Source organism: Deinococcus metalli, from assembly GCF_014201805.1.
Lineage (GTDB): Bacteria > Deinococcota > Deinococci > Deinococcales > Deinococcaceae > Deinococcus > Deinococcus metalli.
This window is the reverse complement of record NZ_JACHFK010000002.1, coordinates 413,331-427,827: the sequence shown is the minus strand read 5'-3', so window position 1 is coordinate 427,827 and position 14,497 is coordinate 413,331. Positions and strand designations below refer to the sequence as shown.

Below are 14,497 nucleotides of genomic sequence, written 5' to 3'. Positions count from 1 at the left end.
GACGACGGCGGGGTGGAGCTTCCTGCTGGCGCTGGGCCTGATCCTGGGCTTCGCTACCCTCGGTGGCGGGATGGGTGCTGACCGCCCCAAGCCGGACCACGTCCCGACCCGTCACTGAGCGGGAAGCGAGCCACGCCAGTGCACGCTCTCTGAGCGCATATCTGAAATCGACACAGTGACGGCAGGTGTAGAACCTGCCGTCACTTCCGTTGTCTTCGATTGCCGCGGTCCCGGTGCAGTCGTGCACGGACCGCTCAGATGGTGGGCATCACGTTCCCGCCGCTGACGGAGATGAACTGTCCGCTGATGAAGGCGGCGAGGTCCGACGCGAGGAACGTGACGAGGTTCGCCACGTCCTGATCCGTGCCACGCCGCCGCAGGGGCACGCCGCGGGCGTAGGCGGCCTGGGCGTCGCTGTCGTCGGCCGGGTGGTCCTCGCTGATCATCCAGCCGGGCGCGACCTGGTTCACGGTGATGCTGTGCGGGCCGATCTCGCGTGCCAGGACGCGCATGATGCCGTCCAGACCACGTTTGCCGGCGGCGTACGCGCCCTGCGTGGGCGCGGTCTGCATGGCGCACTCGGTGTTGATAGTGATCACGCGCCCGCCGCCGCGCGTGATCATGGCCGGCACGAAGGCGCGGGCCATCAGGACACCGTGCAGGACGGTGGAGCGGTACTGGCTGTCGAAGTCCGCGAGGGGCTGCTCGAGCACGGTCGTCCACGTGTACTGGATCACGGCGTTGTTCACGATGATATCGGGGTCGCCCAGCGCCGCGTGCACGTCGCGTTGCATGGCGAGCACGCTGGCCTCGTCGGTCACGTCGGCCTGCACGGCGTGGGCGCGCACGCCCAGGGCGCGCAGTTCGGCCACCAGGGCGGCGGCCTGCGCGGCGTTGCGGTGGTAGTGGACGGCGACGTCCGCGCCGCAGGCGGCCAGGGTGCGGCACATCACGCGCCCGAGCTGGCCGCTGCCGCCGGTCACGAGGGCCAGGCGGCCCGTCAGGTCGATGTTCATGGGTGCTCCTTGCGGGGCGGGGCGGTGCTCTCGCGCTCTACCAGCCGCGCGGGCAGCAGCACCTGCTCCGTGACGCTCTCGCCGCTCACCTTGCGCAGCAGCAGTTCGGTGGCCGTGACGCTCATCTCGCGCAGCGGCAGGTCCACGCTGGTGAGGCGCGGAATCGTCCACTCGGCGATCTGGGCCGTGGTCAGGCCGATCACCGAGCAGTCGTCGGGCACACGGCGACCCTGCGAATACAGGGCGCGCAGCACGCCCACCTGTGTATGCCCGGACGCGACGATGGCGGTGATCTGCGGCGCGCGGCCGGTCAGGCGCAGCGCGGCGCGGTGGCCGTCCTCGATGTTCAGCACCGCCGGTTCGAGTTCCACCCGCAGGCCGTGCTCGCGCTGGGCACGCTGGAAGCCGCGCAGTGTGGCGTACCAGTTCTCCTTGCGCTCCCCCTGGTCGTCCAGCGCGCCGTACGGCACGATGAACCCAATGTCGCGGTGCCCCAGCCGCGCGAGGTGATCGAACGCGAGGTAGAAGGCCTCCTCGAAGTCGAAATCCACGCTGGTCAGGCCACTCATGTCACCAGTCCGGCCGATCAGCACGAAGGGGTGCGGGGTGGCGCGCATCGCCTCGATGCGCGGGTCGTGGTGGGTGGTCTCGATCAGCAGGACGCCGTCCACGTACTGCCCGCGCAGCAGGCCCAGCACCTGCCCCGGCGTCTGGTTCAGGAAGATGCCCAGGGTGTGGTCGGCGGCGCTGGTGGTGGCGGCGGTCGCGGTCAGGATCTCCATCATCGCGGCGTCGCTGGCCGGCAGTTCCGGCGCGACCAGCCCCAGCGAGTACGAGCGGTGTTCGCGCATGCGCTGCGCGACCGCGCTGGCGGAGTAGTCCAGGGCCTGCACGGCGTCCAGCACGCGCTGGCGAACCTCCGGCGAGATGGAACGTTTGCCGTTCAGGGCGTAGTGGACGGTGCTCGGGGACACTCCGGCGTGGGCAGCGACATCCTTGATCGTGGGCATGGGTCTCAGTGGGTTCACCATAGCGGGCGCGGCGGGCGGGTGTCGAGGCAGGGGCGGGTGTCGAACGGACGGCGGCAGTTGACAATCGAATCGTTTCGATAGTACGGTGACGCCACATCAACCCGCTGTCAAGCCCCGGCCCGCCGAGTCCGTGGACGTCGTGTACGTCTGCGTTTCCCGGCCCGCCGCTTCCGCACCCGGAGGCCCCATGCACACGTCAGGACTCAGCCCGGCCACCCGCTCCCGCGCCGAACCGCGCCGCCGCTCACGGCTGCTGCGCCGCGCGTACGAGCAGCGCTACCTGTACGCGATGTCGCTGCCCTTCGTGGCGCTGGTGTTCGTGTTCAACTACGTGCCCATCTGGGGCTGGCTGACCGCGTTCCAGCGCTACCGGCCCGGCCGCCCGTTCTGGGAGCAGCAGTGGGTGGGGCTGAAGAACTTCACGGACCTGTTCCAGGACGAGACCTTCTACCTAGCGCTCAGGAACACGCTGGGCATGAGCGTGCTGGGCCTGATCCTCGGCTTCACCATGCCGATCATCTTCGCGCTGCTGCTGAACGAGCTGCGAGACGGCCTGTTCAAGCGCACGGTCCAGACCGTGTCGTACCTGCCGCACTTCGTGTCGTGGGTGGTCGTCGCGGGGCTGGTCTACAAGATGCTCAGCACCGACGGCGGCCCCATCAACCAATTGATCGCGCACTTCGGCGGCCAGCCGGTGCAGTTCATGGCGCACAGCACCTACTTCTGGGGCGTGGTCGTGCTCTCGGACCTGTGGAAAGAGATCGGCTGGAACACCATCATCTACCTCGCCGCCATGACCGCCATCGAGCCCGCGCTGTACGAGGCCGCGCGCGTGGACGGCGCCGGGCGCTGGCAGCTGATGCGGCACATCACCCTACCGGGCATCAGCCGCGTGGTGATCATCCTGTTCGTGCTGAGCATCGGGCACCTGACGGCCATCGGTTTCGAGAAACAGTTGCTGCTGAGTAACCCGGTGGTCAAGGACAGCGCCCTGGTGCTCGATCTGTACGCGCTGCAAAACGGCATCGGCATGAACAAGTTCAGCTTCGGCACGGCCATCGGCGTCGTGAACTCGCTGGTCGGTCTGGCGCTGCTGTTCGGCGCGAACGCCTTCTTCCGCCGCCGCACCGGCGACAGCATCATCTAGGAGGCCTGGACATGACGCACCTTCCCTCCGGCCCGCGCCCACGCGTCTCCACCTTCGACGTCGTCAACGCCGCGCTGATGCTCACGGTGCTGGTCGTGACGCTGTACCCCTTCCTGAACGTGCTGGCGATCGCGATGAACGAGTCGCAGGACACCGTGCGCGGCGGCATCACCGTGTTTCCCCGTCACCCCACGCTGGCGAACTTCCAGGCGATCTTCGCGTACGGCAACATCCCGCAGGCCTTCTTCATCTCGGTGGCGCGCACGGTGATCGGCACGGTGCTGAGCCTGGGCGCGTGCGCGATGGTCGCGTACGTCCTGAGCCGCCGCGACTTCCTGGGCCGCTCGCTGCTGTCGCGCTTCCTGGCGATCACGCTGTACGTCAGCGGCGGCCTGATCCCCGGCTTCCTGCTGATCCGCGACCTGCACCTGATGAACTCGTTCTGGGTGTACATCCTGCCCACCCTGGTGAACGCCTTCAACATCTTCATGATCCGCTCGTACATGGACGAGCTGCCCATCGAGCTTCAGGAGAGTGCCCGCATCGACGGCGCGAACGACCTGGTGATCTTCGTCCGGATCATCCTGCCGCTGTGCGCGCCGGTACTCGCCACGGTGGCGCTGTTCATCGCGGTGGGGCAGTGGAACTCGTGGTTCGACACGTACCTGTACAACGGCAGCAACCCGCAGCTCAGCACCCTGCAGTTCGAGCTGATGAAGATCCTGCAGTCCACCCAGGCCGGCGCGGACGCCATGCACAGCGACCAGCTCAAGACCCAGCAGATCACCCCGGACAGCATCAAGATGGCGATCACCATCATCACGATCACCCCGATCCTGATCGTCTACCCCTTCTTGCAGCGCTACTTCGTGCGCGGCATGACCCTCGGCGCTGTCAAGGGCTGAGTCCCCTTCCCTGTTCCCGATCCGCCCCGCTGCCCCCAAGGAGGCCCCATGAACCGTTCCCGCACCCTTCGCCCCGCTGCCGCCCTCGCCGTGCTCACCGCGGTCCTGACCTCCGGCGCCGTGCTCGCCCAGGGCAGCGCGCCCAAGCCCGTGACCTTCACGGCCTTCTTCGCGGACCCGAACGCCAACTGGAACGGCATGCAGGACGACGTCGGCAAGGTGATCACCGCCAAGACCGGCGTGACCGTCAAGGCCGAGTTCGCGGTCGGCAGCCCCGACGAGAAGATCAACCTGATCGCGGCGTCCGGGCAGTACCCGGACCTGATCTCGCCCAAGGGAGCGGGGGGCGTGCTGGTGGACGCCGGCGCGATGCTCGACCTGACGGACCTGATCAACAAATACGCGCCCAACATCAAGCGCGTGATCGGCAACCAGTTCGACCGCATGCGCTTTTCCAGCAAGGACCGCGGCATCTACTTCATCCCTACCAACGACGCGATCAACCAGACGTCCTTCGATACCGACGCGTGGTTCAAGCTGCAACTCGGCGCGCTGAAGGAACAGAAGTACCCGCAGGTCAGGACCCTGGCGGACTACGAGAAGGTCATCGCCATGTACGTCAAGGCGCACCCCAAGACCGCCGACGGCCGCCCCACCATCGGCCTGAGCCTGCTCGCGGACGACTGGCGTTTCCTGATCAGCGTGACCAACCCGGCGTTCTGGGCGACGGGCGGCAGCGACGACGGCGAGTGGTACATCGACCCCAAGACCTACAAGGCCACGCTGCACTTCTTCCGGCCCGAGGAGCGCGAGTACTTCCGCTGGCTGAACCACATGAACGCCGTGGGCCTGCTCGACCCCGAGAGCTTCACGCAGAAGTACGACCAGTACCTCGCCAAGATCGCCTCGGGGCGCGTGGTGGGCGTCATCGACGCCGGGTGGGAGATCGGGGACGCTGTGAACTCGCTCAAGGCCGCCGGCAAGCACGACCAGATGTACGGCCGCTTCGGCGTGACCACCAAACCCGGCATCAAGGTGGCGTACAACCAGCCCACCGGGTTCATCGGCGGCTGGGGCATCGGGATCACGAAGTCGTGCAAGGATCCCATCGCCGCCATCAAGTTCCTCGACTACCTCGCCAGTCCGGAGGGGCAGGTGCTGAAGAACTGGGGCGTCGCCGGCAAGCACTACGCGGTGCAGGGCGGCAAACGTGTGATCCCGGACGCCGTCCTGAAGCAGAAGAACAGCGACCCCGCCACGTTCCAGCGCAGCACCGGTATCGGGAACTACAACATCTCCATCCGCTACGGCGACGGCGTGAAGGATGCGGGCGGCAACTATTACACGCCCGTGTACCCCGAGCAGATCATCGACGCGTACACGCCCGCCGAGAAGGCCGCGCTGAGCGCGTACAAGGTCAAACTCTGGAACGACCTGCTGCCCAGGGCGAGCACCTTCCAGCCCAAACCGTGGGGCGCGGCGTGGTCGATCCAGGTGGCGCAGGACAATCCCCTCAACGAGTTCTTCAACAAGGAGCAGGACATCGCCCGCAAGGCCATCCCGCGCATGATCCTGGGCAAGCCCGCCGACTTCGACAAGGCGTACGACGCCTTCCTGGCCGAGCTGACCGCCAAGGTCGGCAAGTACGCCGACATGGAGACGGCGCTGGTGCAGGATCGCCTGAAGCTCTGGAACGTCATCAAGTAGGTCTCTGGGGCTGCCGCGCCCGCCACCGGGATGTGGCGGGCGTTCTCAGGACGCGCCGGCACGCCCCTGGTCATCTCACCCCCCGCCCGCGCGGGCCATACTTCTACTCGGCACGGCCCCTGCCCGCCCCCTTGGCCACTCTCCGAAGGACTTCCGCCCATGACCACTTCCTCCACCCTGTGGTACATCCGCCCGGCTGACGACTGGAACGAAGCGCTGCCCCTCGGCAACGGCCGGCTGGGCGCCATGCTGCACGGCGCCGTGGACGGCGACCCATACGGAGAGCGCTTCGACCTGAACGAGGGCACGCTGTGGTCGGGCCTGCCCCGCGACGACGTGAACTACGGGGCCCGCCGCTACCTTCCGGCCGTTCGGGCGCTCCTGAGGGAGGAGCGCTGGCACGACGCCCAGCAGCTCATCGAGGCCCACCTGGAAGGGCGCCTCGGTGAGGCCTACCAGCCGCTCGGCACCCTGCGCGTGCACCGTGTGGGCGGCCAGGAGGCGCCGGGCGAGTACCGCCGCACGCTCGACCTGAGCGGCGCCGTCCATACCGTGCAGCTCGGTCCAGAGCGGCGCGACACCTTCATCAGCGCTCCCGACCACGTGCTGGTGAGCCGCTGGAGCGGGTTGGACGCAGCGGCCCGTCACGTGGTCACGCTGGAATCACCCCATCCCAGCCGGGTTGACGGGCAGACCGGCGACCTCCACCTGCACGTGCACCTGCCCACGCGGGTGATGGACGCCTTCCCGTGGCTTCCCCCGCACCCGGAACCCGTGCTGTACGAGCCGGGCCTGGGGCTGGAGGGCCACGGGCTGGTGCGCGTGGCTGCGACGGACGGCCGAGTGACGGTGCACTCCCCCGACGCCGGGCTGCCGGCCCAGCTCCGGATCGAGGGTGCCAGCGAGTTCACGCTGCTGTTCACGGCGGCGAGCAGCTTCGCGGGCTGGAATGTCGCGCCCCAGCCCAGCGATCCGGAGCCACGGGCGCGGTGCATCCGCGTGCTGGACGCCGCGGCCGCGCTTGGGACTGACGCCCTCGCGGAGCGCCACCGACAGGATCACGCCGCCCTGTTCGGGCGGGTCACGCTCGATCTGGGCGGGCATGGGCGGGCCGACATCCCCACCGACGAGCGGCTGCGGCAGTACGCGGGCGGCCAGGCCGATCCCGACCTGGAGCGGCTGTACTTCGATTACGGCCGGTATCTGCTGATCGCGTGCTCGCGGCCCGGCGGGCAGCCCGCCACGTTGCAGGGCCTGTGGAATCCGCACGTGCAGCCCCCGTGGCAGTCGGACTACACCATCAACATCAACACCCAGATGAACTACTGGCCCGCCGAGCCCTGCGCCCTGGGCGAGCTGAGTGAACCGCTGGAGACGATGCTGCACGAGCTGGCCGCGTCCGGACAGCGCACCGCGCGCGTGAACTACGGCGCGGGCGGATGGGCCGCGCACCACAACACGGACCTGTGGCGCATGAGCACCCCGACCGGCGGCGACGCCAGCTGGGCGATGTGGCCGCTCGGCGGAGCGTGGCTCTCTCGGCAGCTGTGGGAACGGCAGCTGTTCCGCCCGGACCTGGACGTGCTGGCCCGCGACTGGCCCGTGCTGGAGGGCGTGGCCCGCTTCCTGCTCGACTGGCTGGTCGAGGAGCCGGGCGGCACGCTGGGCACCAGTCCGTCCACCAGTCCGGAGAACCGCTTCTTGGACGCGGAGGGACGCCCCTGCGCCGTGAGCGAGAGCAGCACCATGGACCTCAGTCTCATCCGGGACCTGCTCCAGATCGCCGTGCAGGCGGCCGAGACGCTGGACACCGCAGCCGAGCTGCGCCAGGAGATCGCGCTGGCCCTGCCGCGCCTCCGCCCGCTTGAGGTGGGTGAGCGCGGCGAGCTGCTGGAGTGGAGCCGCCCCTTCCCCGAATCCGAGCCGGGGCACCGCCACGTGTCGCACCTGTACGGCCTGTACCCGGCGCACCTGTGGGCAGACCGCCCGGACCTGCGTGCCGCCGCCCGCCGCTCGCTGGAGCTGCGGCTGGCATCGGGCGGCGGGCACACCGGCTGGAGCGCCGCGTGGCTGCTGAACCTGCACGCCCGCCTGCACGACGGCGCGGCGGCCGCGGCCATGCTGCGCCAGCTGCTGTCGAAGTCCACCCTGCCGAACCTGTTCGACAATCACCCCCCGTTCCAGATCGACGGCAACTTCGGCGGGACGGCCGGGATTGCCGAACTGCTTCTCCAGAGTCAGGGGGGCGAGATGCGGCTGCTGCCCGCCTTGCCGCCTCAGTGGTCGCGCGGCACCGTGACCGGCCTGCGCGCCCGCGGCGGCCTGAGCGTCGATCTGACGTGGCAGGACGGACTCCTGACCGAAGTGACCCTGCGGCGCGTCGCGGGCGATCCGGCCCGGCCCGTCGACGTGCACACCCCCGACCGACACATTCGGGTGACGGTCGATTCCGCCGCTCCCGTTACCCTCGGCCCGTCCCTCACGCCCCCGTCCGCCCCACCCGGCGCCCTGTCCCTGGAGACTCCATGACGATCCGATCCCTGCCCTTCACGAAGATGCCGTATGGCGGCGACTGGAACCCCGAGCAGTGGGAGCGGCCCGTGTGGGACGAGGACGTGGCGCTGTTCGGGCACGCCGGCATCGACCTGCTGAGCGTCAACATCTTCGCGTGGACGGCCCTGCAACCGGACAAGGACACCTATGACTTCGCGCGGCTGGACGAGATCCTGGCGCTGCTGGAGTCGCGCGGACTGCGCGCGTGCCTGGGCACCAGCACCGCCGCGATTCCCGCGTGGATGGCGACGCGCTTTCCCGACGTGCTGCGCACCGACTTCCAGGGCCGCGCGCATAAATTCGGAGACCGGCACAACGCGTGCCCGAACAGCCCCACGTACCGGCGCTTCGCGCCCGCCCTGGCCGGTCAGCTGGCACGGCGCTACGCGGGGCGGGACGTGGTGGCGCTGTGGCACGTGTCGAACGAGTTCGGCGGGGCGTGCTACTGCCCGCGTTGCGAGGCGGCGTTCCGCACGTGGCTGCGCGCGAAGTACGGCACCCTGGACGCGCTGAATCACGCGTGGAACGCCGCGTTCTGGAGCCAGACCATCACGGAGTGGGACGAGATCGTGGTGCCGAACGTCCTGACCGTGCAGTGGACCGAGCGCTCCACCGCCGTGCAGGGCCTGACGCTGGACTACCAGCGCTTCATGTCGGACGCGCTGCTGGGCGCGTACCGCCTGGAGGCCGACGCCATCCGCGCCGAGATCCCGGACGCCGTGATCACCACGAACCTGATGGGGCCGTACCGCCCGCTGGACTACCGCGCGTGGGCACCTCACCTGGACGTGATCGCGTGGGACTCGTACCCCGCGCCGCACGATCCGCCCGCCGCCGTGTCCCTCAAGCACGACCTGATGCGCTCCCTGAAGGCCGGGCAGCCCTTCATGCTGATGGAACAGACGCCCAGCCAGACGAACTGGCAGCCCGTGAACTCGCTCAAGCGGCCCGGCGTGATGCGGCTCCAGTCGTGGCAGGCGGTCGCGCACGGCGCCGACGCGGTGATGTTCTTCCAGATGCGGCGCTCGGTGGGCGCGTGCGAGAAGTTCCACGGCGCGGTGATGGAACACCACGGCCGCACCGACACCCGCGTGTTCCGCGAGGTCGCGGCGCTCGGCGCGGAACTGCGCGCGCTGGGAGACGTGACCCTGGGCGCCCGGGTGCCGGCCAGGGTCGCCGTGTGGTTCGACTGGCCGGCGTGGTGGGCGGTGGAGAACTCGATGGGTCCGTCGAACGCGCTGGACTACCTGCGCGAGGTCACGGCGCTGTACGCTGCCTTCCACGCGCAGGGCTACGCCGTCGATCTGGTCGGATCGGACAGCGACCTGAGCGGATACGGCGTGGTCGCCTCCACGCTGCTGTACCTGCTGCCGGCCGGCGCCGCCGAGACGATCACCGCCTTCGTGGAGGGCGGCGGCACGTTCCTGGCGGGGTTGCTGAGCGGCGTGGCCGACGACTCCGACCGGGTGTTCCCCGGCGGCCCGCCCGGCCCGCTGCGCGACCTGCTGGGCGTGTGGGTCGAGGAGGTCGACGCCCTGCCGCCCGGCCAGGACAACGAGGTGGTGATGCAGGGCGGCCTGGAAGGCACCTTCGCGTGCTCGCTGCTGTTCGAGCAGCTGCGCGTGGATGACGCCGAGGTGCTCGCCACCTACGGCCAGGACTTCTACGCGGGGTCACCGGTGCTCACACGCCGCCGGGTCGGGAAGGGGCAGGCGTGGAAGCTGGGCACCAGCCCCGACGCGGCGGGCCTGCGCGCCGTGACCCGCGCCCTGTGCGACGCGGCGGGCGTTCTCCCCCTGGTGCCGGAGCTGCCCGATGGCGTGGAGGTCACGCGGCGCGAGGGGACCGGCGGGCGCTTCCTGTTCCTGCTGAACCACACGGCCGAGGAGCGGCGGGTGAGCGTGCCGGGCCTCGCGGGCACCGACCTGCTCAGTGGCGACGTCCTGGGCGAGACCGTGACGCTGCCCCCGCGTGGCGTGCGGGTCATCCATGAGGGAGCGGGCGCATGAAGTTCACCGACGGCAACTGGCTCACCCTGCCCGGCGTGACGCCCGCGTACCCCGCCGAGGCCTACGACGCCCGGCAGGACGGGCACACGCTGGAGCTGTCCGCGCCCACCCGGCCGATCCGGCATCGCGGCGACACGCTGGAGGGGCCGATGCTCACGGTGCGGCTGTCCTCGCCGCTGCCCGGCGTGATCCGGGTGCGGGTCACGCACTTCGAGGGCACGCCGGACGCCGGCCCGGCCTTCCACATCTGCGGCCAGGACGCGCCGGTCGACATCCACATCGACGACTCGCTCGCGTCGCTCACGAGCGGGCCGCTGCGGGCCGAGGTCACGCGCTTTCCGTGGAGCCTGCGCTTTTTCCACGAGGGCGAGCCCCTGACGCGCTCGGCGGGGCGCGGCCTGGGCTACGTCCGCCGCGACGACGGCCGCACCTTCGTGCACGAGGGCCTCACGCTGGACGTCGGGGAACTGGTGTACGGCCTGGGCGAACGCTTCACGGCCTTCGTGAAGAACGGGCAGAGCGTGGACATCTGGAACCGCGATGGCGGCACCGGCAGCGACCAGGCGTACAAGAACGTGCCGTTCTACGTGACCAGCAAGGGCTACGGCGTGTTCGTGAACGACCCCGGCGCGGTGTCCTTCGAGGTCGCCAGCGAGCGGGTGTCGCGCGTGCAGTTCAGCGTGCCGGGCGAGGCGCTGGAGTACCTCGTGATCGCCGGCCCCACGCCGGCCGAGGTGCTGGAGCGCTACACCCGCCTGACCGGCCGCCCGGCGCTGCCGCCCGCGTGGAGTTTCGGCCTGTGGCTGAGCACGTCCTTTACCACCGATTACGACGAGGCGACGGTCACGTCCTTCCTGAACGGCATGCAGGAGCGCGAGCTGCCGCTGTCGGTGTTCCATTTCGACTGCTTCTGGATGAAGGCCTTCCAGTGGTGCGACTTCCAGTGGGATCCGGCCGTGTTCCCGGACCCCGAGGGCATGCTCGCGCGGCTGCGTGCCCGTGGCCTGAAGGTGAGCGTGTGGATCAACCCGTACATCGCGCAGAAGTCGCCCCTGTTCGCGGAGGCGACGCGGGAGGGCTACCTGCTGCGCCGCGAGGGGGGCGGCGTGTGGCAGGGCGACCTGTGGCAGCCGGGCATGGGCATCGTGGACTTCACGAACCCGGCGGCGCGCGAGTGGTTCGCGGCGCACATCCGGCGCCTGGCCCGGCAGGGCGTGGACGCGATCAAGACCGATTTCGGCGAGCGCATTCCCGAGACGGGCGTGGTGTGGCACGATGGCAGCGACCCCGCGCGGATGCACAACTATTACCCGCAGCTCTACAACCAGACCGTGTTCCGCGCGCTGGACGCCGAGCGGCCCGGCGAGGCGACCCTGTTCGCCCGCAGCGCCACGGCGGGCGGGCAGCAGTTCCCGGTGCACTGGGGCGGCGACTGCGACTCGACCTTCGAGAGCATGGCCGAGAGCCTGCGCGGCGGGCTGTCGCTGGGCCTGAGCGGCTTCGGCTTCTGGAGCCATGACATCGGGGGCTTCGAGGGCAACCCGCCGCCGGCGCTGTACAAGCGCTGGGTGGCCTTCGGCCTGCTGTCGTCGCACAGCCGCCTGCACGCCAGCACCACCTACCGCGTGCCGTGGCTGATCGACGACGAGAGCGTGGACGTGCTGCGCCACTTCACGCGCCTGAAGCTCTCGCTGATGCCGTACCTGTGGGCGCAGGCGGTGACCGCGCACCGGCGCGGCCTGCCGATGATGCGCGCGATGGTGCTGGAATTCCCGGACGATCCAGCCTGCGCCACGCTCGACCGCCAGTACGTGCTGGGCGACGCGCTGCTGGTTGCCCCGGTGTTCCGTGAGGACGGCCGGGTGCAGGTGTATATCCCGGCCGGGACGTGGACGTCGCTCCTCACGGGGGACGTGGTCGAGGGGCCGCAGTGGCGCACCGAGACGCACGACGTGATGGCCCTGCCGCTGTACGTGCGGCCCGGCACCCTGCTCGCCACGCGCGACGGCATGGCCCGGCCGGACGACGACCACGGCGACTCCCCCCTCCTGACCCTGTATGCGCTCGCGGACGGCGGAACGGCCACCGCGACGGTCTTCCGCCCGGACGGCTCGGAGGACTTCACCGTCGAGGTGCGGCGTCGTGGGCACACCCTGCACCTGACCCGCAACGGCCGCGCCCGGCCCTACCGCGTCCGGTTGGCCGGGGAAGCTGAGATCCGTGACGTGGACGGCGCGGAGCTCGAGCTGACGTTCGGTGGGTGACGGGGCAGGGGGAGGTCAGGTGCTCACCGCCCTTCCCCACTGCGCTCATATCCAGTCATGTAGGCTGTGGGTACGGAGGATGTCATGACTGCCACTCCCGACCCCGTCGCCCTGACCCTCACGCAGGCCCTCAGGACCTACGACCTGGACACCCTGCTCAACACCCTCGCCGCGCACGGCGGCGCGCGGGCCACCAAACAGCGCCGCGCCAATCTGGTGCGCGTGTTCCGCGCGGCCGAGGGCGAGCACGTGAACCTGCTCATGCCGCCGGACGACTTCCACCCGTGGCTGCGGCGCACGCTCACCACCAACGAGAACGGCACGCCCGCCAAACCGAACTCGGTCGTGTCGCGCCTGAGCGCGCTGCGTACCCTGTACCGCGACCTGCGCGCCCAGGGCCTGCTGCACACCGATCCGCTGCTCGACTACGCGGCCCCCAGCGGCGAGACCGGCAAGACGCCTTTGCCCACCCGCGCGGACATCGACGCGCTGATCGCCGAAGCCCGCGCGCAGAAGGACGACGCGCTCACGGCGGCGCTGCTGCTCCTGACGCACCACGCGGTGCAGGTCACGGAGATCCTGGCCGTGCGCTGGAGCGCGTACCAGCCGGACAGCGGGGTCCTGCTGCGCCACCGCACCGCCACCCGCCTGGACGACATGACCCTGCGGGCGCTGGACGCGCTGCTCGCCCAGCAGGGCGGGCCCATGCAGCTCGAGACCTTCTCCGGCCGCCGGATCTTCCCCTACGACTCGCAGGACGCGTTGCGGCTGCGGATCTTCCAGACGTGCCAGCGGGCCGGGATCGCGTTCCTGCCCCCCAGCGGCCTGCGCCGCTCCGCGCTGCGCGACTATCCCCTCCAGGCGGCGGACGCGGGCTTCAGCAATCCCCTGGCCTTCGAACGCGCCGTGTCGCTGGCCCGCGGCACCCTCCCGGGCACGCCATGAGCCCGCTATGCTCGTGGACACTGTGACCACCGACGACGCCATCCTCGCCCTGCTTCAGGACGCCTTCATGCACGTCCGCAGCGGCGACACCGACGCGCTGCGCGCCCTGCTCGACCTGGGGGTGCCGCCCACGCTCCGCAACGAGAAGGGCGACTCGCTGGTGATGCTCGCCAGCTACCACGGCTTTCTCGACACCACCCGGCTGCTGCTTGAGCGTGGAGCCGATCCCGAGGTCGGCAATGACCAGGGCCAGACGCCGCTTCAGGGGACGGCCTTCAAGGGCAACCGCGACATGCTGGAGCTGCTGCTGGCGCACGGCGCGGACGTCGAGGGCCGCGGCGGCAACGGCCGCACGGCCCTGATGATCGCGGCCATGTTCGACCGCACCGACCTCATGGACCTCCTGCTCGCGCACGGCGCCGATCCCCATGCGCGGGACGCCGGCGGCGCGACGGCCCTGGACGCCGCGCGGAGTATGGGCGCTGCGGGCACCGCCCGTCAGCTCGCCGCGCTGGCACCCGCCACCTCGCCGGACAGCGCTGCGGGCACTCCGTAGCGGGGCGCCTACGGCGCGACCATAAAAAAAAGGGAGAGCCGCACCGGGCTCTCCCTTCACTTGATGTCGCTTACCAGCGGTCGTCGCGGCGGGGGGGACGGCTGCTCTCGCTGACGGGAGCGGCCTTGGTCACCACGATGTTCTTGGCCTGCGGGCCCTTGCCGCGCTCGCCCGGCTCGACGTCGAACTCGACTTCGTCACCTTCGTTGAGCTTCTTGAAGCCGGTGGCCTGAATCGCGCTGAAGTGCGCGAACACGTCCGGGCTCCCGGGCGTCTCGATGAAGCCGAATCCTTTTTCCGCGTTGAACCATTTCACTTTCCCAACAGCCATCTTCAACTCCTTGGTCTTCCATAGACGGAGCGG

The 14,497-nt window shown here is 69.8% G+C and carries 11 protein-coding genes; 8 read left to right on the top strand and 3 right to left on the bottom strand.

Annotated elements, in window-relative coordinates:
- Nucleotides 1-254: 254 nt before the first annotated feature.
- Entirely contained in the window at nucleotides 255-1,016 is a 762-nt protein-coding gene (locus HNQ07_RS06995; RefSeq protein ID WP_184110207.1) for an SDR family NAD(P)-dependent oxidoreductase, read from the bottom strand.
- Nucleotides 1,013-2,026 carry a LacI family DNA-binding transcriptional regulator gene (locus HNQ07_RS06990; RefSeq protein ID WP_184110206.1) on the bottom strand — a complete coding sequence of 338 codons (1,014 nt, stop codon included), beginning with the start codon at nucleotides 2,024-2,026 and terminating at the stop codon, nucleotides 1,013-1,015. The genes HNQ07_RS06995 and HNQ07_RS06990 overlap by 4 nt, the downstream gene beginning before the upstream one ends.
- Before the next feature lie 208 nt (nucleotides 2,027-2,234).
- On the opposite strand from HNQ07_RS06990, the gene HNQ07_RS06985 reads away from it, so the two are divergent.
- The 8 genes from HNQ07_RS06985 (at nucleotide 2,235) to HNQ07_RS06950 (ending at nucleotide 14,133) form a co-directional block, all read left to right on the top strand.
- Entirely contained in the window at nucleotides 2,235-3,194 is a 960-nt protein-coding gene (locus HNQ07_RS06985) for an ABC transporter permease (RefSeq protein WP_184110205.1), read from the top strand.
- An 11-nt stretch (nucleotides 3,195-3,205) separates the two neighbouring features.
- Nucleotides 3,206-4,099 carry a carbohydrate ABC transporter permease gene (locus HNQ07_RS06980; protein ID WP_184110204.1) on the top strand — a complete coding sequence of 298 codons (894 nt, stop codon included), beginning with the start codon at nucleotides 3,206-3,208 and terminating at the stop codon, nucleotides 4,097-4,099.
- Between the two features lie 48 nt (nucleotides 4,100-4,147).
- Nucleotides 4,148-5,806: an ABC transporter substrate-binding protein gene (locus tag HNQ07_RS06975; RefSeq protein ID WP_184110203.1), complete on the top strand. Its 1,659-nt coding sequence runs from the start codon at nucleotides 4,148-4,150 to the stop codon at nucleotides 5,804-5,806.
- Nucleotides 5,807-5,965: 159 nt separating this feature from the next.
- Nucleotides 5,966-8,335 carry a glycoside hydrolase family 95 protein gene (locus HNQ07_RS06970; protein WP_184110202.1) on the top strand — a complete coding sequence of 790 codons (2,370 nt, stop codon included), beginning with the start codon at nucleotides 5,966-5,968 and terminating at the stop codon, nucleotides 8,333-8,335.
- The gene (locus HNQ07_RS06965) at nucleotides 8,332-10,368 is read left to right on the top strand and encodes a beta-galactosidase (protein WP_184110201.1); all 2,037 of its coding nucleotides are present in this window, start codon (nucleotides 8,332-8,334) and stop codon (nucleotides 10,366-10,368) included. The genes HNQ07_RS06970 and HNQ07_RS06965 overlap by 4 nt, the downstream gene beginning before the upstream one ends.
- Nucleotides 10,365-12,632: an alpha-xylosidase gene (gene yicI, locus HNQ07_RS06960; protein ID WP_184110200.1), complete on the top strand. Its 2,268-nt coding sequence runs from the start codon at nucleotides 10,365-10,367 to the stop codon at nucleotides 12,630-12,632. The genes HNQ07_RS06965 and yicI overlap by 4 nt, the downstream gene beginning before the upstream one ends.
- Before the next feature lie 84 nt (nucleotides 12,633-12,716).
- The gene (locus HNQ07_RS06955; protein ID WP_184110199.1) at nucleotides 12,717-13,577 is read left to right on the top strand and encodes a site-specific integrase; all 861 of its coding nucleotides are present in this window, start codon (nucleotides 12,717-12,719) and stop codon (nucleotides 13,575-13,577) included.
- 7 nt (nucleotides 13,578-13,584) lie between these two features.
- Complete coding sequence (locus HNQ07_RS06950) at nucleotides 13,585-14,133, top strand: ankyrin repeat domain-containing protein (RefSeq protein WP_184110198.1); 549 nt, start codon at nucleotides 13,585-13,587, stop codon at nucleotides 14,131-14,133.
- Between the two features lie 70 nt (nucleotides 14,134-14,203).
- Here HNQ07_RS06950 and HNQ07_RS06945 read toward each other — a convergent pair whose 3' ends face one another.
- Entirely contained in the window at nucleotides 14,204-14,464 is a 261-nt protein-coding gene (locus HNQ07_RS06945; protein WP_184110253.1) for a cold-shock protein, read from the bottom strand.
- Nucleotides 14,465-14,497 lie beyond the last annotated feature (33 nt).

Coding starts and splice junctions, on each gene's coding strand:
- HNQ07_RS06965 (WP_184110201.1), top strand. CDS start 8,332: ATGACGATCCGATCCCTGCCCTTCACGAAGATGCCGTATGGCGGCGAC.
- HNQ07_RS06995 (WP_184110207.1), bottom strand. CDS start 1,016: ATGAACATCGACCTGACGGGCCGCCTGGCCCTCGTGACCGGCGGCAGC.
- HNQ07_RS06970 (WP_184110202.1), top strand. CDS start 5,966: ATGACCACTTCCTCCACCCTGTGGTACATCCGCCCGGCTGACGACTGG.
- HNQ07_RS06945 (WP_184110253.1), bottom strand. CDS start 14,464: ATGGCTGTTGGGAAAGTGAAATGGTTCAACGCGGAAAAAGGATTCGGC.
- HNQ07_RS06990 (WP_184110206.1), bottom strand. CDS start 2,026: ATGCCCACGATCAAGGATGTCGCTGCCCACGCCGGAGTGTCCCCGAGC.
- HNQ07_RS06950 (WP_184110198.1), top strand. CDS start 13,585: ATGCTCGTGGACACTGTGACCACCGACGACGCCATCCTCGCCCTGCTT.
- HNQ07_RS06985 (WP_184110205.1), top strand. CDS start 2,235: ATGCACACGTCAGGACTCAGCCCGGCCACCCGCTCCCGCGCCGAACCG.
- HNQ07_RS06975 (WP_184110203.1), top strand. CDS start 4,148: ATGAACCGTTCCCGCACCCTTCGCCCCGCTGCCGCCCTCGCCGTGCTC.
- HNQ07_RS06955 (WP_184110199.1), top strand. CDS start 12,717: ATGACTGCCACTCCCGACCCCGTCGCCCTGACCCTCACGCAGGCCCTC.
- HNQ07_RS06980 (WP_184110204.1), top strand. CDS start 3,206: ATGACGCACCTTCCCTCCGGCCCGCGCCCACGCGTCTCCACCTTCGAC.
- yicI (WP_184110200.1), top strand. CDS start 10,365: ATGAAGTTCACCGACGGCAACTGGCTCACCCTGCCCGGCGTGACGCCC.